Raw genomic sequence first — 18373 nt, 5'->3', positions numbered from 1 at the left:
GTTCAATTTTTCGGGTCGCGACCGTCGCGACCATCGAGTTCACCGACCAGTTTCTTCAGGTCGCTTTCATTTTGCAGAATGTTTTCGAGCATATTTTCCAGATCCTCGGACCGATCTGCCTTGCTCATCAGGTCGCGGAGCTGGTTGCGGGCGTCCAGCAATGCCTTCAGAGCCGGCACCTGGCTGACGACTGCGCCGGGCTCGAAATCTTCCATGCTTTCGAACTTGAGCGAAACAGCCAGATCCGTTCCATCATCCTGGAGCGTATTCTTGACGGCAATGTTGAGACCGGGTGTCATCCGGCGCATGACGTCGTCGAAATTGTCGCGATCGATCTGCACGAATTTGCGCTCCCCGAAAGGCTTGAGGGGCTGCGTGGGATCGCCTGAAAAGTCACCGAGGACACCGACGACGAATGGCAGTTCCTTCACCACCATTGCGCCTTCGGTCTCGACTTCATACTTGATATGGACTCGCGGCTTGCGAACCCTCTCCAGCTTTTCATGAACACTTGCCATCAAACTCTCCTTCGTGCGCCTAGCGCGATTGTTGGTCCACGTTGCAATAGCCGGTCCTGGCCGACCGGTCCCGCACGGCCGGCGTGAACGCGCCGGTCAATTCCCTTTATTCTCGACGTCGGGTTGAATTCCCGCAGCCGTCATGACAGCCATCCGCACCTGCGGTTCCGGCAACAATTCGGTTAAAAGCTCGGAGAAATCCATGCGGCCGCGCCGCACCAATGTCTCGATCGACATGGAAATGGGCGAATGCGGTTCGGTGACGCGAAAATAGCGCGCGACCGAAAGCAGAACCTCGAATGCCTCTTCCCTCGTGCCGATGGCAACCGCCCGGGCGGAGATCGGCGCAGCTGCCAAAGCCGCGCTGCCATTGCCGTCGGCAATATGCTCTTCCTGTACGGCATCGACCGGTACATCAACGGTGATGCCGCCAAGTACACGGATCGCCGATGCCGCCTCGGCAAGAACATTGCGGGTGTTGGAACTCGGCGGCGCCGTGTCGCCACAGCGACGATCGAGGACCGACACGAGATTGTCGAAGGCGGCCATACATTCATTCAAGATGCCGAGATGGGCTGACATCGCCGCGACGCCCGCCTCGCTCGCGGCCTCATAGAGCGCGTTGCGGCGCCCGGTCTCATTGGCTCGCTGCGCCAGCTGATAATCCCAGAGCGTGTGCTGGCCAAACGGCACGTTCGGCACCAGGGGAGACAGGCGGATTGCCGGGATCAGGGCCCCCTCCCCGCTTATCCCGTTGAGCCCGGCAAGGGGCGCGAGCTTTTCCGCGACATCGTCGTGGCCGATGGAGTGGAGTTCGTCCCAGTAATTGTCCAGCAGCGAGGCAGTTGCGGCAAAAACATCCTTCAACCCTTCAAACCCCCGAAGCCGAAGTTGCGCCTCTGCCAGCCACGCCAGAATTTCGATATCCTTGCTCTGCGAAACAAGGATCTGCAAACCGAGATCATTGACCTCGTGCCAGGATTGCGTGAGACGCACCGGTTCGCCCGGCGCAATGCTTCTTTCCGCGCTGCGTGCCGAGTTACGGGCATCCTTGATCGTGAAGTACAATTCCTTGAATTGCGGGCTTACGCGAATGTCTTCTCCGCATGGAAGACCTGGTCCCAATGGAGAGATGATCTCGCTGACATTCAACTGCACAACAGCCCCAAACTAAATCCACCTAGGTCCTTATTGTGTTGCCGCGTCACGGCCTTGTCAATATTTTATAACACCCTAGTTGTATTTTTTAATAACACCCTAGTTGTATTTTCTGGAGGGCCGAGGTAGACAACGGTCGAGGAACAGGGGGCTTTTGCCAGTGCAGAATATCGATCTCAACCGCCTGATCCGAACGCTGCAACCTGATTTGCGCGTCGGTCTTGAGGCAGCTGCCGGCATTGCTGCACGCAATGCACACGCCTCGGTGGAGATCGCGCACTGGTTGTACGCCTTGCTCGACATCGCGTCCGTAGCACCCGGCTTCGAGCGGGCGGGCGTGCCTCCCGAGGCACTGCGCCAGGAATTGGGCCTCGCCATCGCGGACATGGCTCGCGAGGACGGAACGCAGCTGACATTGTCCCAGAACGTGCTCACGCTCGCACGCGAGGCATGGCTGATTGCTTCGCTCCAATATGGCCGCACACAGGTCATGCTCGGCGATTTGCTGATGGCGCTCTCAACGGAACAGTCCGTGCGGATCGTCGCCCGCTCCATCGCGCCGTCGCTGCGCGACATCAATCTGAAATCGATCGAGGAAGAGCTGAGTTCCGCGGTGTTGGACGACACCGAACCGGCGTCATTTTCCAGCTCCGAGGCCGGTGCTGCCTCGCACGGCAATGAGTTCCTGCGGCTCTACACTCAGGACATGACGGCCGACGCCCGCGCAGGCCGTATCGATCCCGTGATAGGGCGCGAACGTGAATTGCGGCAGGTCATCGATGTCCTGATGCGTCGCCGGCAGAACAATCCGATCCTCGTCGGCGAGGCCGGGGTCGGCAAGACAGCCATCGCAGAGGCGCTCGCCATCGAAATTGCAGCCGGCGCTGTTCCCGACATGCTCAAGCAGGTTCGATTGCTTTCGCTCGATCTCAGCCTGCTGCAGGCGGGGGCTGGCGTGAAAGGCGAGTTCGAACGCAGGCTCCACGGTGTCGTCGATGCGGTGAAGGCCTCTGCCTTTCCCATTATCCTGTTCATCGATGAGGCTCATAGCTTGATCGGCGCTGGCGGACAGGCCGGACAGGGCGATGCTGCCAACATCCTGAAACCTTCCCTGGCGCGTGGCGAGTTGCGTACGATAGCGGCGACCACCTGGAGCGAATACAAACGCTTCATCGAAAAGGATGCCGCCCTCACCCGCCGCTTCCAGACGGTCAAGGTGGACGAACCCGATGAAGAAACCGCCATCCGCATGCTTCGCGGTGTCGCCGGCGCGTTCAAGACACATCACAAGGTTCGTATTCGCGACGAGGCGCTTGCCGCAGCCGTGCGATTGTCGGCGCGCTACATACCGGCGCGGCAGCTGCCCGACAAGGCGATCAGCCTGATCGACACCGCCGCCGCGGCCGTCTCGCTTGGTCGCCAGACCGTCCCCGAGGCACTGACGTCGTTGCGCAAGGAACACGATCTGCTCAGAACCGAGACGGCGTGGCTCGAAAACGAGCCCCAAACAAGCGAAATTCAGGAGCGACGCGCTCAGATCGAAGCGAAATCGACGCAACTGGCCGTCGAAATCGATGTCCTGGAAAAGAAATTCGACGAGGAACGTCGCCTTGTTCGCGAGGCCGACCGATTGGAAGCGGTCTTCTCGCCCGACGAGGCAATTGAACCGCAGGGGTCTGCGACGGGCGAAGCGGACGAAAGCAACGTGGCCCAGTTTCCAGGGCATGGGACCACGCCGGACAATGCCCGCATTGCCTTCGCTGCAACCGAGCGCAATCTTCAACGCGTCGCCGGTGAAACCCCGCTGATGCCGCGTGCCGTCGACAAGGAGGTTATCGCGAGCCTCGTTGCCCGCTGGACCGGCATTCCGGTCGGCAAATTGCTTTCCGATCAGGTCGAGACGGTCAAATCGCTGGATGCGCGCCTCAAGCAGCGCGTCGTCGGGCAGGAAGCGGCCATCGAGCGTATCGCCTCAGCCATGCGTGCGGCGCGCGCGGGATTGTCCGACCCGCGCCGACCATCGGCAGTCTTCCTGCTTGTCGGCATGTCTGGCACCGGCAAGACGGAAACAGCGCTTTCCCTCGCCGATCTGCTTTATGGCGGCAGCCAGTACCTGACGACGATCAACATGTCGGAGTTCAAGGAAGAGCACAAGATATCGATGCTCCTTGGTTCTCCGCCCGGCTATGTCGGTTATGGCGAGGGCGGGGTTCTCACCGAGGCCGTTCGCCGTCGGCCCTATGGCGTGCTTCTGCTCGATGAAATCGACAAGGCGCATACCGGCGTACAGGAAATTTTCTATCAGGTCTTCGACAAGGGAACGTTGCGAGACGGCGAAGGCCGCGACATAGACTTCAAGAACACTACGATCGTCATGACAGCCAATACCGGCTCGGAACTGCTGGCCGCGCTGGCGGCCGATCCTGATACCATGCCGGACGCGGCAGCACTCGAGACACTCCTGCTGCCGGAACTGCAAAAACACTTCAAACCTGCATTCCTTGGCCGCACGGTCGTTCTGCCATTCATGCCGCTTGGCAAGGACGCCCTGTCGGATATCGTCGATATTCAGATCGATCGCATCCGCGACCGCGTCAACGCCAGCTATGGCACGAAGGTAGGCTTGTCACCTGACGCGCGCGCGGCGCTGATAGCGCGAGCCGTGTCCAGCGAGATGGGCGCGCGCGCCATCGAATCCATGATCGCCCGCGATCTTCTTCCGACGCTTTCGACGTTCTTCCTCGACGCCGTGGCCGAGGGCCGGAAGATCGCGACAATCACGATCGGCTATGACGACCACCGCTTCAGCATCGATGCCGACCCTGCGGTCGGCATGAAGGAATTCGCCGGGTTGGACGACCAGCTGGCGGATAGAGCAGCCCCGAATGGAGGCAAAAACCATTCGGATGCGGCAACGACCCGAAAGGCAAAGGTGCCTTGATACCACTCAGGAAAAAATCAACCACCAACAGGAGAGACCACAACCGTGCCGATTTACCTTCAGATTGATGGCATCCAGGGGGACGCCACCCAGGAACAGCACCGCAAGTGGATGGACATCGAAGCGATCCACTGGAATGTTTCGCGCAATATGAACACGTCGGCCGGTTCGGCCGCCAACCGCGAAGCTTCCGAGCCCACCGTTTCGGAAGTCATATTGACCAAGGTCAGCGATTCTTCCTCGACCAAGCTTTTCCAGGAGGCCTGCTCGGGCCGCACCGGCAAGCGCGCGGTCATTCATCTGGTCACCACCGGCAATCCCGGCGAGACCTATATCGAATATTCGCTGACCAATACGCTGCTTGCCAGCTACTCGATTGATTCCAACGGCGACCGCCCGGTCGAAACAATCAAGCTGAACTTCACCAAGCTGGAAGTGAAATACACGCCGTTCGACGAGAACCAGTCGCCGCAGTCGCCGCTGATCGCATCTTACGATCTCGCGACAACCAAAGCGGCCTGAGGCCGATCATTCCAAGACCAGGTGCCGCGGCTGCGCGGCATCTTGTTCGCCTTTCCGCCAACCCGGCGGATCGGCGACCGTTGAAGAATGAACCCGTTTTCCGCAGGGAGCCGTCATGCCTAATTTCAATGTCACAACGTCGCAATTTCGCGTCCGACCGGTCAGCCAGAACGAACTGCCGCCGGTACAGAGCATGCGCCGCGGTCCTAGCCTCGAATATCTGACCTATGCCAATGGTCCGCGCCAATACAACAGCCGGATGGCCGCGGGCGCGGGCGTCGCTGCTGCGGTTTCCTATATCGCCGGCGGTATCAATGAAGCCTCGCTCAGTGTGTGGCTGAAGAACTGGCTGAAGGCCAATCAAGGCAAGATCAATCAGCAACTGCTGCGCAACCAGCATTCCGTCTTTGTCGTGCAGGTCAATTATGCCGTCGCCAATTCGTTCGGCAATCAGATGTTCCTGTCGCGCGATATCCATCTGCTCGGCACGGTTCCAACGACAAAGGACGTCGGCACAATCCTGACGCCCGATGTTCTTTATGGACCGCAAGCGGATGCAATCCCCAATTACGCGACGAAATTCCAATATGCCTATCTGGTGGGCGAGCGCCTCTGATCGAGATGACGGGGCCTCGCTTGCATGGATTGACGACAAGCCTTGGAGCGATTCCGATACCGCGGACTACGAGAAAAACACCAAGCTCATCATACCCGATCAGCTTCGCCTTGCCGATGTCATCGGCCTATTGGAGCGGAGATCGTCAAACTGCAGGAGGATAAAAGCCATCTTGGTCGTTGGGCGGCATTTTTTGTGAACGGCATTTCGCAACGACTCGTGCTCGGGGAGCGATGAATTGAGTCCCATCTTCGCGAGATGTGCATCGACCGCTCTGCGGGCCAGGAAAAATGACAGGCGCCATCTCGTCATGATTTCCCGATGAATGCCTTCCGCCCGCGCCCAGCACGCTCGTTTTTTTGCCGCATCCGCGCTTTTCTCCAAGTCATCGAGGCATGATTGCAGCCTGTCGAAGAGAACGATGAGCGGCCTGATCTTCGCTCTGAAAACCGCATCGGCTCCCGTGAACAATCCTGTATTTGCCTCGGGATCGAAAAGTGTCCAGTCGGGCATTGGCTATGCGCACCTCGATCGCTGCTTTTTCCGGGAAGCTGCCATCGCCGGAAACTCCAGCGATCTCATCAGCATGTCGATTTCGGATTTATCCGGTTCTTCCTCGTGCAGGAACGATCGCACATGTCTTGCCTTCGCCGCAACGTCTTCCATCGTTTTGACCGGGTGGCTGAAAAAGGCGGCGCGCGCGTGCTGCTCGGCAATTTCGGCTGCGAGCAGGCGTTGCTCCAGTTTCGAGCACTCCTCTCCAGCCAGGCTTGCTTCCTCACAGCGCTCGATCAGCGATTCGTGTTGCTTCAGTGCGGTCTTGTGGCGTCGGATGACCTCCAGCATCGATTGCTGCCCGTCAGCAACCTTAGTGCCAATCCTGTTTGTGGCGACAAGCGCTAATGACATGCTTTTCCTCACCCTGCAGATTTTCTCATTGTCTCGCGACAGTAATTCGAAGAGATTATGTGAAACAGGGACAGTGCTGTCCCTGTTTGACTTCGCATCGCCGAGCACTTCCATTTGGATGGTGCAGGCTATACGGTTCGGTATCGGCAATATGAGCTCAGCGATGTTGGGAACTCAGTCAAAACATGTGCAGAACGTGCTGATTATCGAGGATCAGCATTTGATGAGGACCATTCTCGTCGATGAATTGAAGGGCGCATTGACAACATGTTTTGTCCAGGGCGCCGCCAACATGTCCCAGGCCATGGATATGCTGGAAACTAATCTCTTCGATCTAGTCATTATCGATCCCGGCCTGCCAGGATTTGACCCTCGATCGCAATCCGACCGCCTCGCGGTTGTGCAGACCATCATCGAAATGTCACCGAATGCCATTCACTTTGTCATTACGGGCTCCGATTCTGACGAGGAATGGCGGGCTATGCAGAAACTTGGCGTATCCGCATACCTTGCCAAGAACCACATCCGGCCTGGATCAATGATCGAGGTCCTGGACGATTTTGCCAATGAGGGTTTGAGCGTGCGATTTGCCGACGAGGCAATGGCACCTCCGGAATTCGTCTATTCCGGACTGACGCCTCGCGAACAGGAACTTATCAACTGGATGCGACAACGTCCGGAAGGCAAGAGCCGGCGCCAGATTTATGAGGAACTCGGCCATCGCATAGGCATTGATCCCGATTCTGCGGAAAAATACTATAAACGCGCCCGTGCGAAGCTCTTGAAGACCGGAATATTGCCGAAAGGATTATGATGAAGAACACGCTCCATTTGCACGGTATAGACGTCCCGATCATGCCCGACGAAGTGTCCGACATCATATGGTCGGCGCTGCGTGATGGCAGCTACGAAGCAAAAGAAGCACGATGGGCGGTGAAGGCCGCACGGCCCAAGGACCGTATTCTTGAACTCGGCAGTGGCATTGGCGTGATCACGTCCCTGTTGGCGGCAGTCGACGGCACGCAGGTCATGGCGTTCGAGGCCAACCCGCATACCGTCACGCTGGCCGAAAAAGTCATCAGGGCGAACAACCGCAACAATGTGGAATTGAGACAGGGCTTGCTGACAGCCGGCCCGCCGCAAGATTTCACCTTCTATGTGCGGGAAGATTTGTGGATGTCGTCACTGCTTGAGCATCAGGGCCCCTATCTCAAGACCATCAAGATTCAATCCACGAATATTGACGAGTTCATCCGTCAGGCGAATATCGACCTTATCGTCATGGATATCGAGGGTGCAGAGCTGGATTTGCTCAAGGGCGCCGAGTTGCCAGGCGTCGAGAGGGTCTTTCTGGAGTTCCATGACCATCTTTATGGTCTGGAAGGCATCCGGCATCTCACGAGCGCCATGGCAGACAAAGGATTTGCCTATGATCCGCGGGGGTCGAGCGGCCCTTGCGTGCTTTTTTCCCGCAATACGGATCCACGCAGCTATGAGGCGGAGGACATCCATGCGGCTGCCTAGATTTCTTCCGGCCGCGCTTTGCATTGTTGCGCTCACCGCCATTCCGGCCCTTGCGGCAGGGACCGATCCGGCGGAAGTCCATATCGAACGTCAGCCCGGGGAACCATCGGTCTCGTATTCTCTTGAGCAGCTGCGGCAGGATTTTCCGCAACATATGATCGAAACGGCCACGCCATGGAGCAAGAGTGGCGAAAAGTTCCAATATCGGGGGCCACGCCTCAAGGACATCATCGCAAAGAACGGCATAGACGGTCGCGCCGCCGTCGAGGTGACCGCTTTCGACAATTACATCACCAAGATAACAAACGAGGAGATCGGCACATACTCGCCCATACTGGCCGTGGAGAGAGCCTGTACCGAAGCGGACAGATCAAGCGATGGTTGCAGTTCCGGCCAGGACTACAAGCCGCTCTCGCTGGATGATGGCGGGCCCTATTACATTATCTGGCCATTGGAACAGCTCCCGAAGGCCTATGTACCCGGTCGCAACTCGATCTGGGTCTGGTTTGTCGTCAAGATGCGGGCGGCCGACTAGACATGAACTGGCGGAAATACATCACCGCGGCCCTTTACGGAGCGCTACTGCTCGGTGCTGGCTTTTGTCTCTTGTCGTTCCTGCGCGCCGACAATTACCGCGTGCAGACAGACGAGATCATGAGCCAGACCTTCGAGATTCAGGATCGGGCGTCACAGGCCCGGGAAAAACTCGCCAATATCAAAGGGTATCTGATCGTTGCAGTAGCAACGCAACAACCCCAGCCGCGGCTCCTGGCGGAAACCATGCTGCTGTCCTTCAATCTGAAGGCCTTGGCGAAGTTGGACTACGTCGATCGCTTCCTCGATGTTCCCGAACTGGATGTATTGCACCGTACCGTCGCCGCCATCGAAACTTCGCTCTTGCCGCATATCAGGGCGAACGATCAGCTAAAAGAGGCGCTTGAATCGATCCCGACGTTCGAAGCCGATATTTTCCGCATTTCCGGCGCTACGCTGGCGCACAGCCTGACATTGCGAGCCACGGCAGCCATCGAGGCGAATGCGATGCGAAACAAGCTTCTTTTCGCCTGCGCTCTTCTCGTCCTGGGAGTTGCGTTTCTTTTGATTTTTCAAAGGAGCCTGCTTGCCCGGCGCAAGGACGAGCACGTCCGGTCCTTTGCGTCCCTGTTCGCACATATGACCCGTTCGCGCATCGCGGCATTGCGGCTGTTTCTCGATTATCTTGCCGAAGACCGGCTTCCTTCCCCCGGATCCGTCGAGGCGGCGCGCAGCACGATCGCGGAACTGGACAGTATCAATGAAGGCATGATGACGATGGGGCATGCGAAAGTCGGATCCAAGACGACCACCCTTGGGGAATTGCTCGTAGATATCGAAAAAAACTGCCCGCTCGAACTGCAAATGGAAATCGACGAGGAAGCGAACGCAGCTGTCGTCCCCGCCTCGCAATTTCACCTGCTCATCGATGAACTCGTGGGTAACGCCGTCAATGCGGTTGCTGGATCGAATGACCCCCGGATTACGATCAAGGCAGAGTTAAAGCGCCGCCTCTGGCGCCGCACTCAGCTGATTACCACGGTATCCGACAATGGAGTCGGCATGACGTCGTCGTTTCTTGTCAGGGCCCATGAGCCGTTTTTTTCGACGAAAGCCGGTGTTCATGTCGGTCTCGGGCTCACAAACTGCGTCAGTCTGGTAAAAACCATGGCAGGAAAACTCAAGATCACTTCGGCAGCCGGTCTAGGGACGACGGTCCGCATAACCTATGTACTGAGGTGACGAGCCCAAGCGGCCGCTATGTGGTGCTTTCGTCGGGATTCTTAAGCTGGGTAAAGGCACCCTTCGGCATTTCAGTGGAATCATCGGCCCTGAGACCAATGAGATCGACCACCGTCACGTCCAATTCCCGGCAGAAAGAATATAACAGGCTCAGGGAAATATTCGCCTGACCACGCATGATCTTTGTCATGTAGGTATTGGAGACGCCGACATGTTTTGCCAGATCCTTCAGCTTGAACAGACGGTTCCTCCGCATTTCATTCAAGACGGCTGCCAGCCGCGTCTGAAAAATAGCCAACTCAACACTTTGTTCGAGTTGCCCCTTGTATCTAGGCATCTATTTTCCTTCTTTGTCCGACACGCACTTCGGTTTATTTCACCAGAGTCATGATTCGTGAAATGATGACTCTTTCCCGGCCGAAAAGAAAGCGCGGCAACAATCAAGCCGCCATATTTACCCAGCCAACAATTTTGACGAGTTGCCGCGGATTGAATCGCGAAAAGCAGAGAGCTTGTGGACAGTTGAGGATCAAGTGCTACCGCATCGGCATTGTCGGCAACCGCAATCGCGTTCAGGATTGCAGCGGCCCCAAGGGTCGGTTCAAGGGTCGGTTCATGCCGTATGAGAACTGATATATTCGCTCGCCACCCAGCCTGTGGCCGGAGCGCCATCCTGCCCGACACCTTCGACCGGAGTCCAGCGCCTGCCGTCTGCGTCTGTCTCCACTTCGCCGATCTGGTCAAGAACGGTGCCGGGCGAGAAAGCGGTCACAATCATAGCGTCGGCATCGGGCTCCGACCTCAGATTGAGCCCAATCGCGGGCTCCACCATGAACTGCGAATAGGTTGGAGCCGGCTCCGGCCGCATTTGCGGCCCGCCCATTTCCCAAGGCTGCGTCAGGTTCGGGTCGGAGGGCGCAGGCGTGGAACTGTCGGCGACTGGCGGCAGCGGTACGGGATCAGCGGACGGCGCCAAGATTGTGGACGGGCCTGGCGCCTCGGTTGGCAAATCCGGCTCGTCGGCGTTCTGCGGATCGTCCTTCGTGAGCAGGGTGGTCACAACGCCCCCAGCCCCCACAAGACCGACGAAGCCAGCGGCAAATTTCGAACGATCCCAACGTTTGTTGCTGGCTTCGAGCTGGTCGGCACCCTGTTTGTCGGTCGGGTGCGGCATATTCCAGACACGTTCTGTACGGATGCCCCGGATGATGCTCTCGGTGTTCGCCAGACTGATCAACGCGCCGGCCCCGAAGGCCACTGGATTGTCCGGATTGTTCACCATGATGCTCACGCCGACGCCGACGGCGGCCGGATCGGTAACACGGGTCGACCATGTGCGTAACATGGTCTGGCCGGTGACAGACCGGATCATGCCCTTGGGCGAATTGAGAAAATTGGTCGCCAGCGATGGCGCCGATGCTGCCGGGTTTTGCAAGCCCGCTTGGCCCGTTGCCAGGTAGCTGGCACCAGCGACGCCGTTCAGAATACGTCCCAGCATCGTATTGTCGTAAGTGGCATTCTTGAACATGCCCTGGGCGGCCGTGACACTGCCTCGCACGAGGAGACCGGCAGCAGCCACCGGCGCACTCAACTCGGGAGGAAGCGTTGCATGGACGAGGCCGATACCCGCCGTCGTGCCGGTGGCGAAGCTGGCGAAGTAACCCAGTTCCCGCTTTTTCGCCGCCTTCAACGTGTCGCGGAACAATTGTGCCTGCTCGTTGGTAAGACTCCCATTGCGCGACTTGAGCAGCGCCTTCTGTTCCCGGGCGCTGAGCGTGGCCTTCTGCGTCTCCGTAAGTGTGTTCTTGTTGGTATTGCGCAGCGACAATACCTGTTCGGTGCTGAGTGCCGCGCGCTGCCTCGGCGTCATCCAGGTGAACTGCTCGGCGCTGAACTTTCGTATATGATCCGCACGCATGCGCCCAAGCTGCACAGGATCGATTGCCGCGACCTGTTCAGGCGACAGCGACCGTATCTGTTCAAAGCTCAATGCCTTCAGCTTATCGGCCGAATAGTCGCTGATATACTGGACGTCCTGGCGGCCGATCGCATCCGGATGGATCTTCGAAAGCGCCTTGTCGGGGATTCGCGCGTAATGATCCTCGCTGACCAGGACGAGCTGCTCGCTGGTCAGGGCCTTGCCCTGCGCCTCGTTGAGACTGCTCCATTGATCATCGCTGAACCGGCTCAACTGTCCGGCGCTCATCGCCTTGATCTGGTCGACGCTCAAGCGCTCGACCTGTCGCGGCGAAAGCGCTTCGATCTGGGCCGTATTCCATTGAGCGACGCCCGCGGGATCGAGCTTGCCTATCTTGCCGGGAGCGATCCCTTCAAGGCCCTCAGGGGAAAGCATGGCGACTTGTTCCGCAGTGAGCGCCCGCAGCTGTTTGCTGTCCAGCGCCTTAAGCTGGTCGGGCGACAATGAAATGTCCTCATCGTGCCCCCCCGGCGCTTCGTTGCCTGCTGCAACATCGACCGCGCCATCCGTCCCGCTCTCCGGCGCCGTGGCCGCATTCGGTTCAGCCGCCGGCTCGAGCGCGGCCAATGGCGGGGAGGCTTCTATCGCAAGGTATCCTTCCGGCGCATCCGCGACCGGTGTCACCTTTTGCGTCGCCGCAGGTTGGGTTTCCGAGCGGCCCGGCAGACGCGCATCACCCAGGGCAACGACGACAGGCCCATCGGCATCCGTGATCAGCACGCCAAGCTTGCCGCTGTTACGCAGGGCCGATGCTGTCGGCACGACCCCGTCCGCCCCTGGCCGATACACATAGTTCGGATTAAGGCGGATCATGTCGGATGAACCCCGACCGAGCGACGGATCCAGCCTGGCCGCGATCAGGTTGTTGTCGGGACCGGGCACATATGTTGATCCATCCACAAGTGGAGGAACGCGCCCGTAAATATTGGCAGGTATGCGGGCCGCATTGAGCGCTGTCAGCAAGGCCGGGCTTGGAGGGGCGTCGATGAAAATCCAGCGTGGCAGATAATCCGAACGCGTATCGCGAAGCGCGATATCCGCATTGATCTGTTCCTGGATATGACTGCTGAGCGGCACCTCCTGGCGCTCGTTCCCGTTGCCCCGATTTGCCCAAAGCCGCCAGTTCTTGACTTCAAGCGCCTGGATGATCTGCGTCCAGCGGTTTTCTACCGCCGCGTCGACATCCCGGCGGGAGCGAACTTTCAGGCCTGTATTCTGTGGCACGGCGAAGCTCGCATCAGTGCCATCGAGAATGTTGTGTTCCGACGAATTGTGGAGTCGTCTTATATAGGTCTCGGCTGCCGCACCACGCTCTGCGGTAGACATATGGAATAGCTGATCCAGCGTAAACTCGTTGACGGGCGCTGCCTCGATTGCGAGACGGTTGGGTGCGGCATCAATTGCAGGCTGGCCTGTCGACGCACTGCCGGGTGCATCCTCCTCCACGACGATGATCGGTTCGGACTCGTCGCCGCCCCGGCCACTGCCGCCGGCATCTATCGTTTCTCCTGCGATGAGAGATCCGTCCGCGCCCAGATCGACCACCTCCCCGGTTGGGTGGTAGCCTCCATCCGGTCCCAGTTCATGGACGGCCGCTGGTCGCACCATTGCAGGATCAAGGGCCGGAGCACCTGCCCCTTGCGCAGCCTCTGGTACCGGCAGCAAAAGCCTATCGGGCACAAGTGCCTCAGGTACTCCCCGGGACGCCTCACCTGATGGCGCCGTGGTTCCGGGCGCCCCGGTACTGCCAGGAACGCTACTGCCAGGAACCACGCGAAGGCCGCGTATACCCATGCCCGTTCCCAGCACACCGACGCCAAGATTGGCCAGAGCGCCGGCGAGCTCCAGCCCGCTCATCTCGCCGCCATTGACGGCAAGATCGTAACCCGAAACAACGAGCGCCGGTGTGCCGGATGCCAGCGAAGCAACGTCGGCGCCATAGGCGATACGATTTGTCATCGCTCCCGAACCCATGAAACCCGCGACATCGTCCGCATAGGCGCTGTTCCTGCCAACCGCACCAATGCTTGCCATTGCGGCCGTACCACCCGGCAGGCCCGCGCGCACCATACCAATGGTACGCAGAACCCCCGAGGCCCCGGGCAGAACAGCGGTCGTCGCACCGACCATGTTCATGACGGACTGAGTATCGTTCCACTCGCCGCCATGCGAGATATGCTCATATTGATTGGCGACCGCCCGGCCTCCAAGATAGAAGCCGCCGGCAATAGCGATGGGTGCCGCAACGACGTTGACGCCCGGAATGAACGAACCGACAGTGGCAACGGTGGTAATCACGCCGACTGCTGGATCGACCGTCGATTCCAGGAACGACATGTTCCGGGCCTGCCCGGCATCGATATTGACCTGGCCGTCTTCACCAGCCGTCATATCGAAATTCTCGGCGAAAACGATCTGGCCTTCTTCGCTGAACTGGTCGTTGTGGTCCTGGAAATCCTCGACACTGGTAAATGTCTTGCCGGTGATGTCGATGTAGACCGTCTCGCCATCACTATTGTGCACGGCGAACAGCATCGTTTGCGTCGTGCCGTTCCTGTCGACATGGAATATCGGCGACATTGCGAGTTCCGGATTCTCGCCGCCCTCCTCCTGGATCGCCTCCGTTACCGAGTCGATGATCTCGGCATGCTGCTCATCTTCCGGGTCGAGTCCGAGGGCATCGGCCACGGTCTGATCCAGGTCGCCGCTGCTGACCGGATTGAAGGAGCCATCATAACCCTGCTCGTGGAATGCCTGAAACTGATGCTGGAAATTTGCGGCGAGGGCATTCCCCTCGTCGCCTGTCAGCGCCTCATAATCGGCGTTGTCGGCTGCGTAATAATTATACGGGTTGCTGGCGTCGTCGCGGTGCCTTCCCGCCCAGCCATTCAGATAGTCTTGATAACCCTGCAAGGAACCGATCTGCGTCTCGGACTCCTGTATCTGCAGAGCAACAAGGGCGAGCTCCGGCGCGACCCAGCGTTCTTCCGTTTCGCCGTCGCCATCCACGTCAAGCGCGAGCCTGATCGGCGCGCCAGCCTCGATCACGCCATCCCAGTTTCCCGCCTCGATCTGTTCCTTGGCCTCGGGGGTGACAAGAATGTCCTGCCCGGCGACTTCCACTGTCACCGGCTCGATCCCGTCCGGGAAAGCACCTTCGGGAAGCTCTGCGGTACCCGGGCCGTGTTCGGTGAGCAGCGTGTCGTAGGCCGTATTAAGGTCAGTCAGGTCTGTCTGATATTGTTCTATGGTTGCATCGAGTTGGCCTGCCTGCAATTCACCCCATCTGGCAGCAGCATTCTCGCGGGCTGTTATGAAGCTGCCCCCATGGACACCTTCGCCTTGACCGTCAGCATGATGTGCGTTCCACGCATCGTTCAAGTCCGCGTTGATCCAGTCGGGCGGCATCTCGTTCTCGGTACCGAATACGCTCAGGCGGATCGATTGACCGCTCGTGACATTGGCCTGGGCACGGTCAGACCCGTATTCCGCCTCGAATGTCGCCTCATCATAGTAGAGATCCAGCATCCCCTGCCCTTCGGCGGTGGCGTAGACCGTGACATAAGTGGGCGTATCGCCGGAAGTGCTGTTCCATTCGTCAAACATTTGACGCAGCTGCTGCGCGGTTTCCGCTTCGTAATTGCGCAGCTCGCTCTCGGCATCGAGATATTGCGAGTAAGCTTCGGCGAGCTCTGCCCTTGTAGCAAACCCCTCCTGCATATCGAGCAGCGCTTGATGTTCAGGGCTGTTCGCATCGATGCCGGCCGCCTCATTGCGCATGACGGCCAGATCGATCGACCCCCGATCGCCCTGGGCAATCAACTGATTATACCGGCCGAAGAGCGCCTCCGTATCCGCTACCTGGGCCCGATAATTGGCGTATTCCTCATTCTGATAGGCATCGGTCCAGGTTTGGGTGCCTTCGACTTGATCCAGATTGTCAGCGCCCGGCGCTTCGACCGGCGTCGTCGTGCTCAGCACATTGTTCGCTTCAATCGCTTCATCGAGAACAGAATTGGCTTCCTCATAGAGGCCTGCTACCTCCGATGCCTCATCCCGAATTGCCTCTGCCTCGTCCAGACGCGCCTGCGCATCCTCGGCTGTCATGTCGGGCCGTCCCAGGGTCACCTCATAGCCGTGCGGATTGAGTCTCTCGTTCAGGAGGTCCTCGGCGCCGTCCCGCGCCTCATTATAGGCTGGATCGAGTGCATAGACATCGGCCTGCGCGCCGCCAACGTCGATCATGCTGGACAATTCGCCGAGTTTGGACATCGCGGCCGCGTCATCGGTCAGCGCATCCGCGACTTCCGGCGCAACCCAGCGGTAAGTCCCTTGCCAGTCGATGGGCACCCAGTTGCCGGGCACGTCCTCGGGGCGCTCGCCAACGGGGTCGGGAACGCCATCCTCATCGACCGAAGGTTGGGCCACGACCCCCGATCCGTATTCGTCGACGGCGGCTCTCGTATTCGCCGATACGAGACCAAGGCCTTCGACTTCCTGCAAATCGAGGTCCTGCTGGATCTCCAGCGCCGCCTCGCTGGCAAAATATGAGTCAAGCTGGTTGAGCGTAACCTCCGCTTGCATCGCCTCTTCCGGATCGTCGCTGTTGCGATCGACCTCCGTCACGAGCAGAGCCATGTCCGCACCGGCGCTGCCCTCCTCGAACGTGACGCTGTAATTGTCCTCGAGATTATTGACGGTGACTTCGCCGTTCGGGGCGGTCGTGACTTCATACCCGTTGAAGGTAACTGCAACCGTCGTCTCGACCGGATCGTTCACCATCACGATTTCGCCGGGATTGATGAAATCGGGATCGCGCCCCGCGAAGAACCCGGGATTGAGCTCCTGGAGCTCATCGAGCGTCATCCCGTTCGCTTCCGCGATCGCCGTGAGGTTGTCGCCTTCCTCCACCACATATTCGTTCGGCTCACCGTCGCCCTGGATATCGTCGGTCTTCACCGTTTCGCGTCCATCGGCGTCGATGGTTGTGGTGGTCATTATCTGGTTGACGGAATCAAAGACGACCTCTTCGACCTCGCCTGTGCTGGTATTCTCCGTACGGTCCGTGACAACGCCATTGCCGGTTTCGGAATGCGTGGTCACCATGTCGCCATCAGTTGACGTGGTCGTCGTCACATCGTGTTGCCAATCGCGCGTGTAGGCGATTTCCTCGCCCGTGTGGGCGTTGGTCAGCGTCGTGTTCTGCACGTCGCCATTGTCACTGGACGGGTCGGTCGTCTCCACCGTATAGCCGGCGGCCTGCAATTCCGCACGGACCTGTTCGGGCGTAAGCTCGCGGTTCTCGGCAATCTGGTCGATTGACTCGCCCTCGGCCAGGGCGTCCTGGATTGCCTGGGTCGTTTCACCGCCCGGGTCCTGGCTCGAATCGAGGGTAACTGGCTGGCCGCCCGGAACCGTCACCGTCGTGATCGGCACTATCCCGGCTCCGGTTGCATCGGTGCCGTTGACGACCGTTTCGACCGAGGTGCCGTCGGGCATCAAGATGTCCTCGGTGACGGTCCCGTCGCCAAGGTCGTCCTCATAGATCGTGGACGTCTGCCCGGTCTCGGCGTCATAGCTCGTGCTCATCGCCCGGCCACTGCCGTCGCGCATCGGCGTTTCGTCGACAGGTTCTCCGTCCGCGCCCGTTAATTCGGTGTGATAGGCATCATGCTGGTAATCGTAATACTCGCTGACCGTTTCGCCGTTCGCCAGTGTGATGGCGGTGGTTTGGACGTCCCCATTGTCACTGGTCGGCGCGTTTTCGTCGACGGTCATGCCGCCTGATTCCAGCGTATCGAGTATCTGCTGACGCGTCAGGCCGCGATCTTCGGCAATCTGGTCGATGCTCTGTCCGGACGTCATCTGGTCGACGATGGCGGAAGCTTCCGTTTCGTCTGCTTCTTCCGCCGATACCGGCACGTTGTTCGTCGGAATATATGGCGGCGGCGTGTCGTTTTCCTGCGGCACGGTGATGCCATTGAGAAGGAAGTCCGCCGGATTGATGCCTGACGTCAAGGCGAGAGGTGCCGTACTTGTCTGCTGGCCGAAGGGCAGCGTCTGCGAGGCATTCCTGCTGGCTGGAGTTGTCTGCTGGCGGGCAGGCGCGGTAGTGAAGACAGACTGTGGAGCGGCGGGTGCCGGAGAGGGCGACGGCGACTTGGTCACCGCCTTTGCCGCTGTCTTGGCGGCCGTCACGGCGGCAGACCATGCAACGGCTTCAACAGCAGCGCGGGCGGGATTGGCAATCTTGATCGGACGTTGCATGCAGGATCCGGACTTTTTGCTCAGAGCGTGTTTTCACTCAGCTTCTGCAGCGCTCACCGAAAACGACAGCGAAACTGTGGCTTGGCCTCCAATCATTCGCGCAGCGGCCGGAACCAGCCGCCGACTACCTTGAGAATACGGGAATATCGTACCTATATTGCGTC

13 protein-coding genes are annotated in these 18373 nt (G+C 59.1%); 7 read left to right on the top strand and 6 right to left on the bottom strand.

Annotated features, from left to right (window positions below):
• Positions 1-2 precede the first annotated feature (2 nt).
• Together tssB and tssA are read right to left on the bottom strand one after the other, a co-directional pair.
• Positions 3-518, bottom strand: coding sequence for a type VI secretion system contractile sheath small subunit (gene tssB, locus OSJ75_RS12165; protein WP_250017351.1), 516 nt, complete (start codon positions 516-518; stop codon positions 3-5).
• A 96-nt stretch (positions 519-614) separates the two neighbouring features.
• Positions 615-1670, bottom strand: a complete 1056-nt coding sequence (gene tssA, locus OSJ75_RS12160) for a type VI secretion system protein TssA (protein WP_250017831.1) — start codon at positions 1668-1670, stop codon at positions 615-617.
• A 166-nt stretch (positions 1671-1836) separates the two neighbouring features.
• Here tssA and tssH point away from each other — a divergent pair, with 166 nt between their 5' ends.
• The 3 genes from tssH (at position 1837) to OSJ75_RS12145 (ending at position 5755) form a co-directional block, all read left to right on the top strand.
• Positions 1837-4617, top strand: a complete 2781-nt coding sequence (gene tssH / locus OSJ75_RS12155) for a type VI secretion system ATPase TssH (RefSeq protein WP_267228245.1) — start codon at positions 1837-1839, stop codon at positions 4615-4617.
• A 45-nt stretch (positions 4618-4662) separates the two neighbouring features.
• Positions 4663-5139 (top strand): Hcp family type VI secretion system effector, encoded by a 477-nt coding sequence (locus OSJ75_RS12150; RefSeq protein WP_250017346.1) that lies wholly within the window; start codon positions 4663-4665, stop codon positions 5137-5139.
• Positions 5140-5254: 115 nt separating this feature from the next.
• Positions 5255-5755: a hypothetical protein gene (locus OSJ75_RS12145; RefSeq protein WP_250017344.1), complete on the top strand. Its 501-nt coding sequence runs from the start codon at positions 5255-5257 to the stop codon at positions 5753-5755.
• A 99-nt stretch (positions 5756-5854) separates the two neighbouring features.
• On the opposite strand, the gene OSJ75_RS12140 is transcribed toward OSJ75_RS12145, so the two are convergent.
• Positions 5855-6268 (bottom strand): hypothetical protein, encoded by a 414-nt coding sequence (locus OSJ75_RS12140; protein WP_267228244.1) that lies wholly within the window; start codon positions 6266-6268, stop codon positions 5855-5857.
• Between the two features lie 3 nt (positions 6269-6271).
• A complete protein-coding gene (locus tag OSJ75_RS12135) occupies positions 6272-6664 on the bottom strand; it encodes a hypothetical protein (RefSeq protein ID WP_267228243.1) in 393 nt (130 codons plus the stop codon).
• Here OSJ75_RS12135 and OSJ75_RS12130 point away from each other — a divergent pair.
• From OSJ75_RS12130 to OSJ75_RS12115, 4 genes are read left to right on the top strand one after another with little or no spacing between them, the layout of a single operon-like run.
• Complete coding sequence (locus tag OSJ75_RS12130; RefSeq protein ID WP_267228242.1) at positions 6663-7478, top strand: response regulator transcription factor; 816 nt, start codon at positions 6663-6665, stop codon at positions 7476-7478. The genes OSJ75_RS12135 and OSJ75_RS12130 overlap by 2 nt on opposite strands.
• A gap of 41 nt (positions 7479-7519) precedes the next feature.
• On the top strand, positions 7520-8188 hold the full coding sequence (locus OSJ75_RS12125) for an FkbM family methyltransferase (protein WP_323748430.1): 669 nt from the start codon (positions 7520-7522) through the stop codon (positions 8186-8188).
• Positions 8175-8723 carry a hypothetical protein gene (locus OSJ75_RS12120; RefSeq protein ID WP_267228241.1) on the top strand — a complete coding sequence of 183 codons (549 nt, stop codon included), beginning with the start codon at positions 8175-8177 and terminating at the stop codon, positions 8721-8723. The genes OSJ75_RS12125 and OSJ75_RS12120 overlap by 14 nt, the downstream gene beginning before the upstream one ends.
• 2 nt (positions 8724-8725) lie before the next feature.
• Positions 8726-9964 carry a sensor histidine kinase gene (locus OSJ75_RS12115; RefSeq protein WP_267228240.1) on the top strand — a complete coding sequence of 413 codons (1239 nt, stop codon included), beginning with the start codon at positions 8726-8728 and terminating at the stop codon, positions 9962-9964.
• 16 nt (positions 9965-9980) lie between these two features.
• Here OSJ75_RS12115 and OSJ75_RS12110 read toward each other — a convergent pair whose 3' ends face one another.
• Both OSJ75_RS12110 and OSJ75_RS12105 read right to left on the bottom strand, forming a co-directional pair.
• Complete coding sequence (locus tag OSJ75_RS12110) at positions 9981-10301, bottom strand: helix-turn-helix domain-containing protein (protein WP_250017321.1); 321 nt, start codon at positions 10299-10301, stop codon at positions 9981-9983.
• Positions 10302-10577: 276 nt separating this feature from the next.
• The gene (locus OSJ75_RS12105) at positions 10578-18209 is read right to left on the bottom strand and encodes an SH3 domain-containing protein (protein ID WP_267228238.1); all 7632 of its coding nucleotides are present in this window, start codon (positions 18207-18209) and stop codon (positions 10578-10580) included.
• Positions 18210-18373: the final 164 nt, after the last annotated feature.

This window comes from Phyllobacterium sp. 0TCS1.6A, assembly GCF_026420825.1.
GTDB lineage: Bacteria > Pseudomonadota > Alphaproteobacteria > Rhizobiales > Rhizobiaceae > Phyllobacterium.
This window is presented reverse-complemented; position numbering and strand designations above follow the sequence as displayed.

Excerpts from the sequence above, each read along its gene's own strand:
- OSJ75_RS12115 (WP_267228240.1), top strand. The coding sequence starts at position 8,726 with ATGAACTGGCGGAAATACATCACCGCGGCCCTTTACGGAGCGCTACTG.
- OSJ75_RS12130 (WP_267228242.1), top strand. The coding sequence starts at position 6,663 with ATGCTTTTCCTCACCCTGCAGATTTTCTCATTGTCTCGCGACAGTAAT.
- OSJ75_RS12110 (WP_250017321.1), bottom strand. The coding sequence starts at position 10,301 with ATGCCTAGATACAAGGGGCAACTCGAACAAAGTGTTGAGTTGGCTATT.
- OSJ75_RS12105 (WP_267228238.1), bottom strand. The coding sequence starts at position 18,209 with ATGCAACGTCCGATCAAGATTGCCAATCCCGCCCGCGCTGCTGTTGAA.
- OSJ75_RS12135 (WP_267228243.1), bottom strand. The coding sequence starts at position 6,664 with ATGTCATTAGCGCTTGTCGCCACAAACAGGATTGGCACTAAGGTTGCT.
- OSJ75_RS12145 (WP_250017344.1), top strand. The coding sequence starts at position 5,255 with ATGCCTAATTTCAATGTCACAACGTCGCAATTTCGCGTCCGACCGGTC.
- OSJ75_RS12125 (WP_323748430.1), top strand. The coding sequence starts at position 7,520 with ATGCCCGACGAAGTGTCCGACATCATATGGTCGGCGCTGCGTGATGGC.
- OSJ75_RS12120 (WP_267228241.1), top strand. The coding sequence starts at position 8,175 with ATGCGGCTGCCTAGATTTCTTCCGGCCGCGCTTTGCATTGTTGCGCTC.
- tssB (WP_250017351.1), bottom strand. The coding sequence starts at position 518 with ATGGCAAGTGTTCATGAAAAGCTGGAGAGGGTTCGCAAGCCGCGAGTC.
- OSJ75_RS12140 (WP_267228244.1), bottom strand. The coding sequence starts at position 6,268 with ATGCCCGACTGGACACTTTTCGATCCCGAGGCAAATACAGGATTGTTC.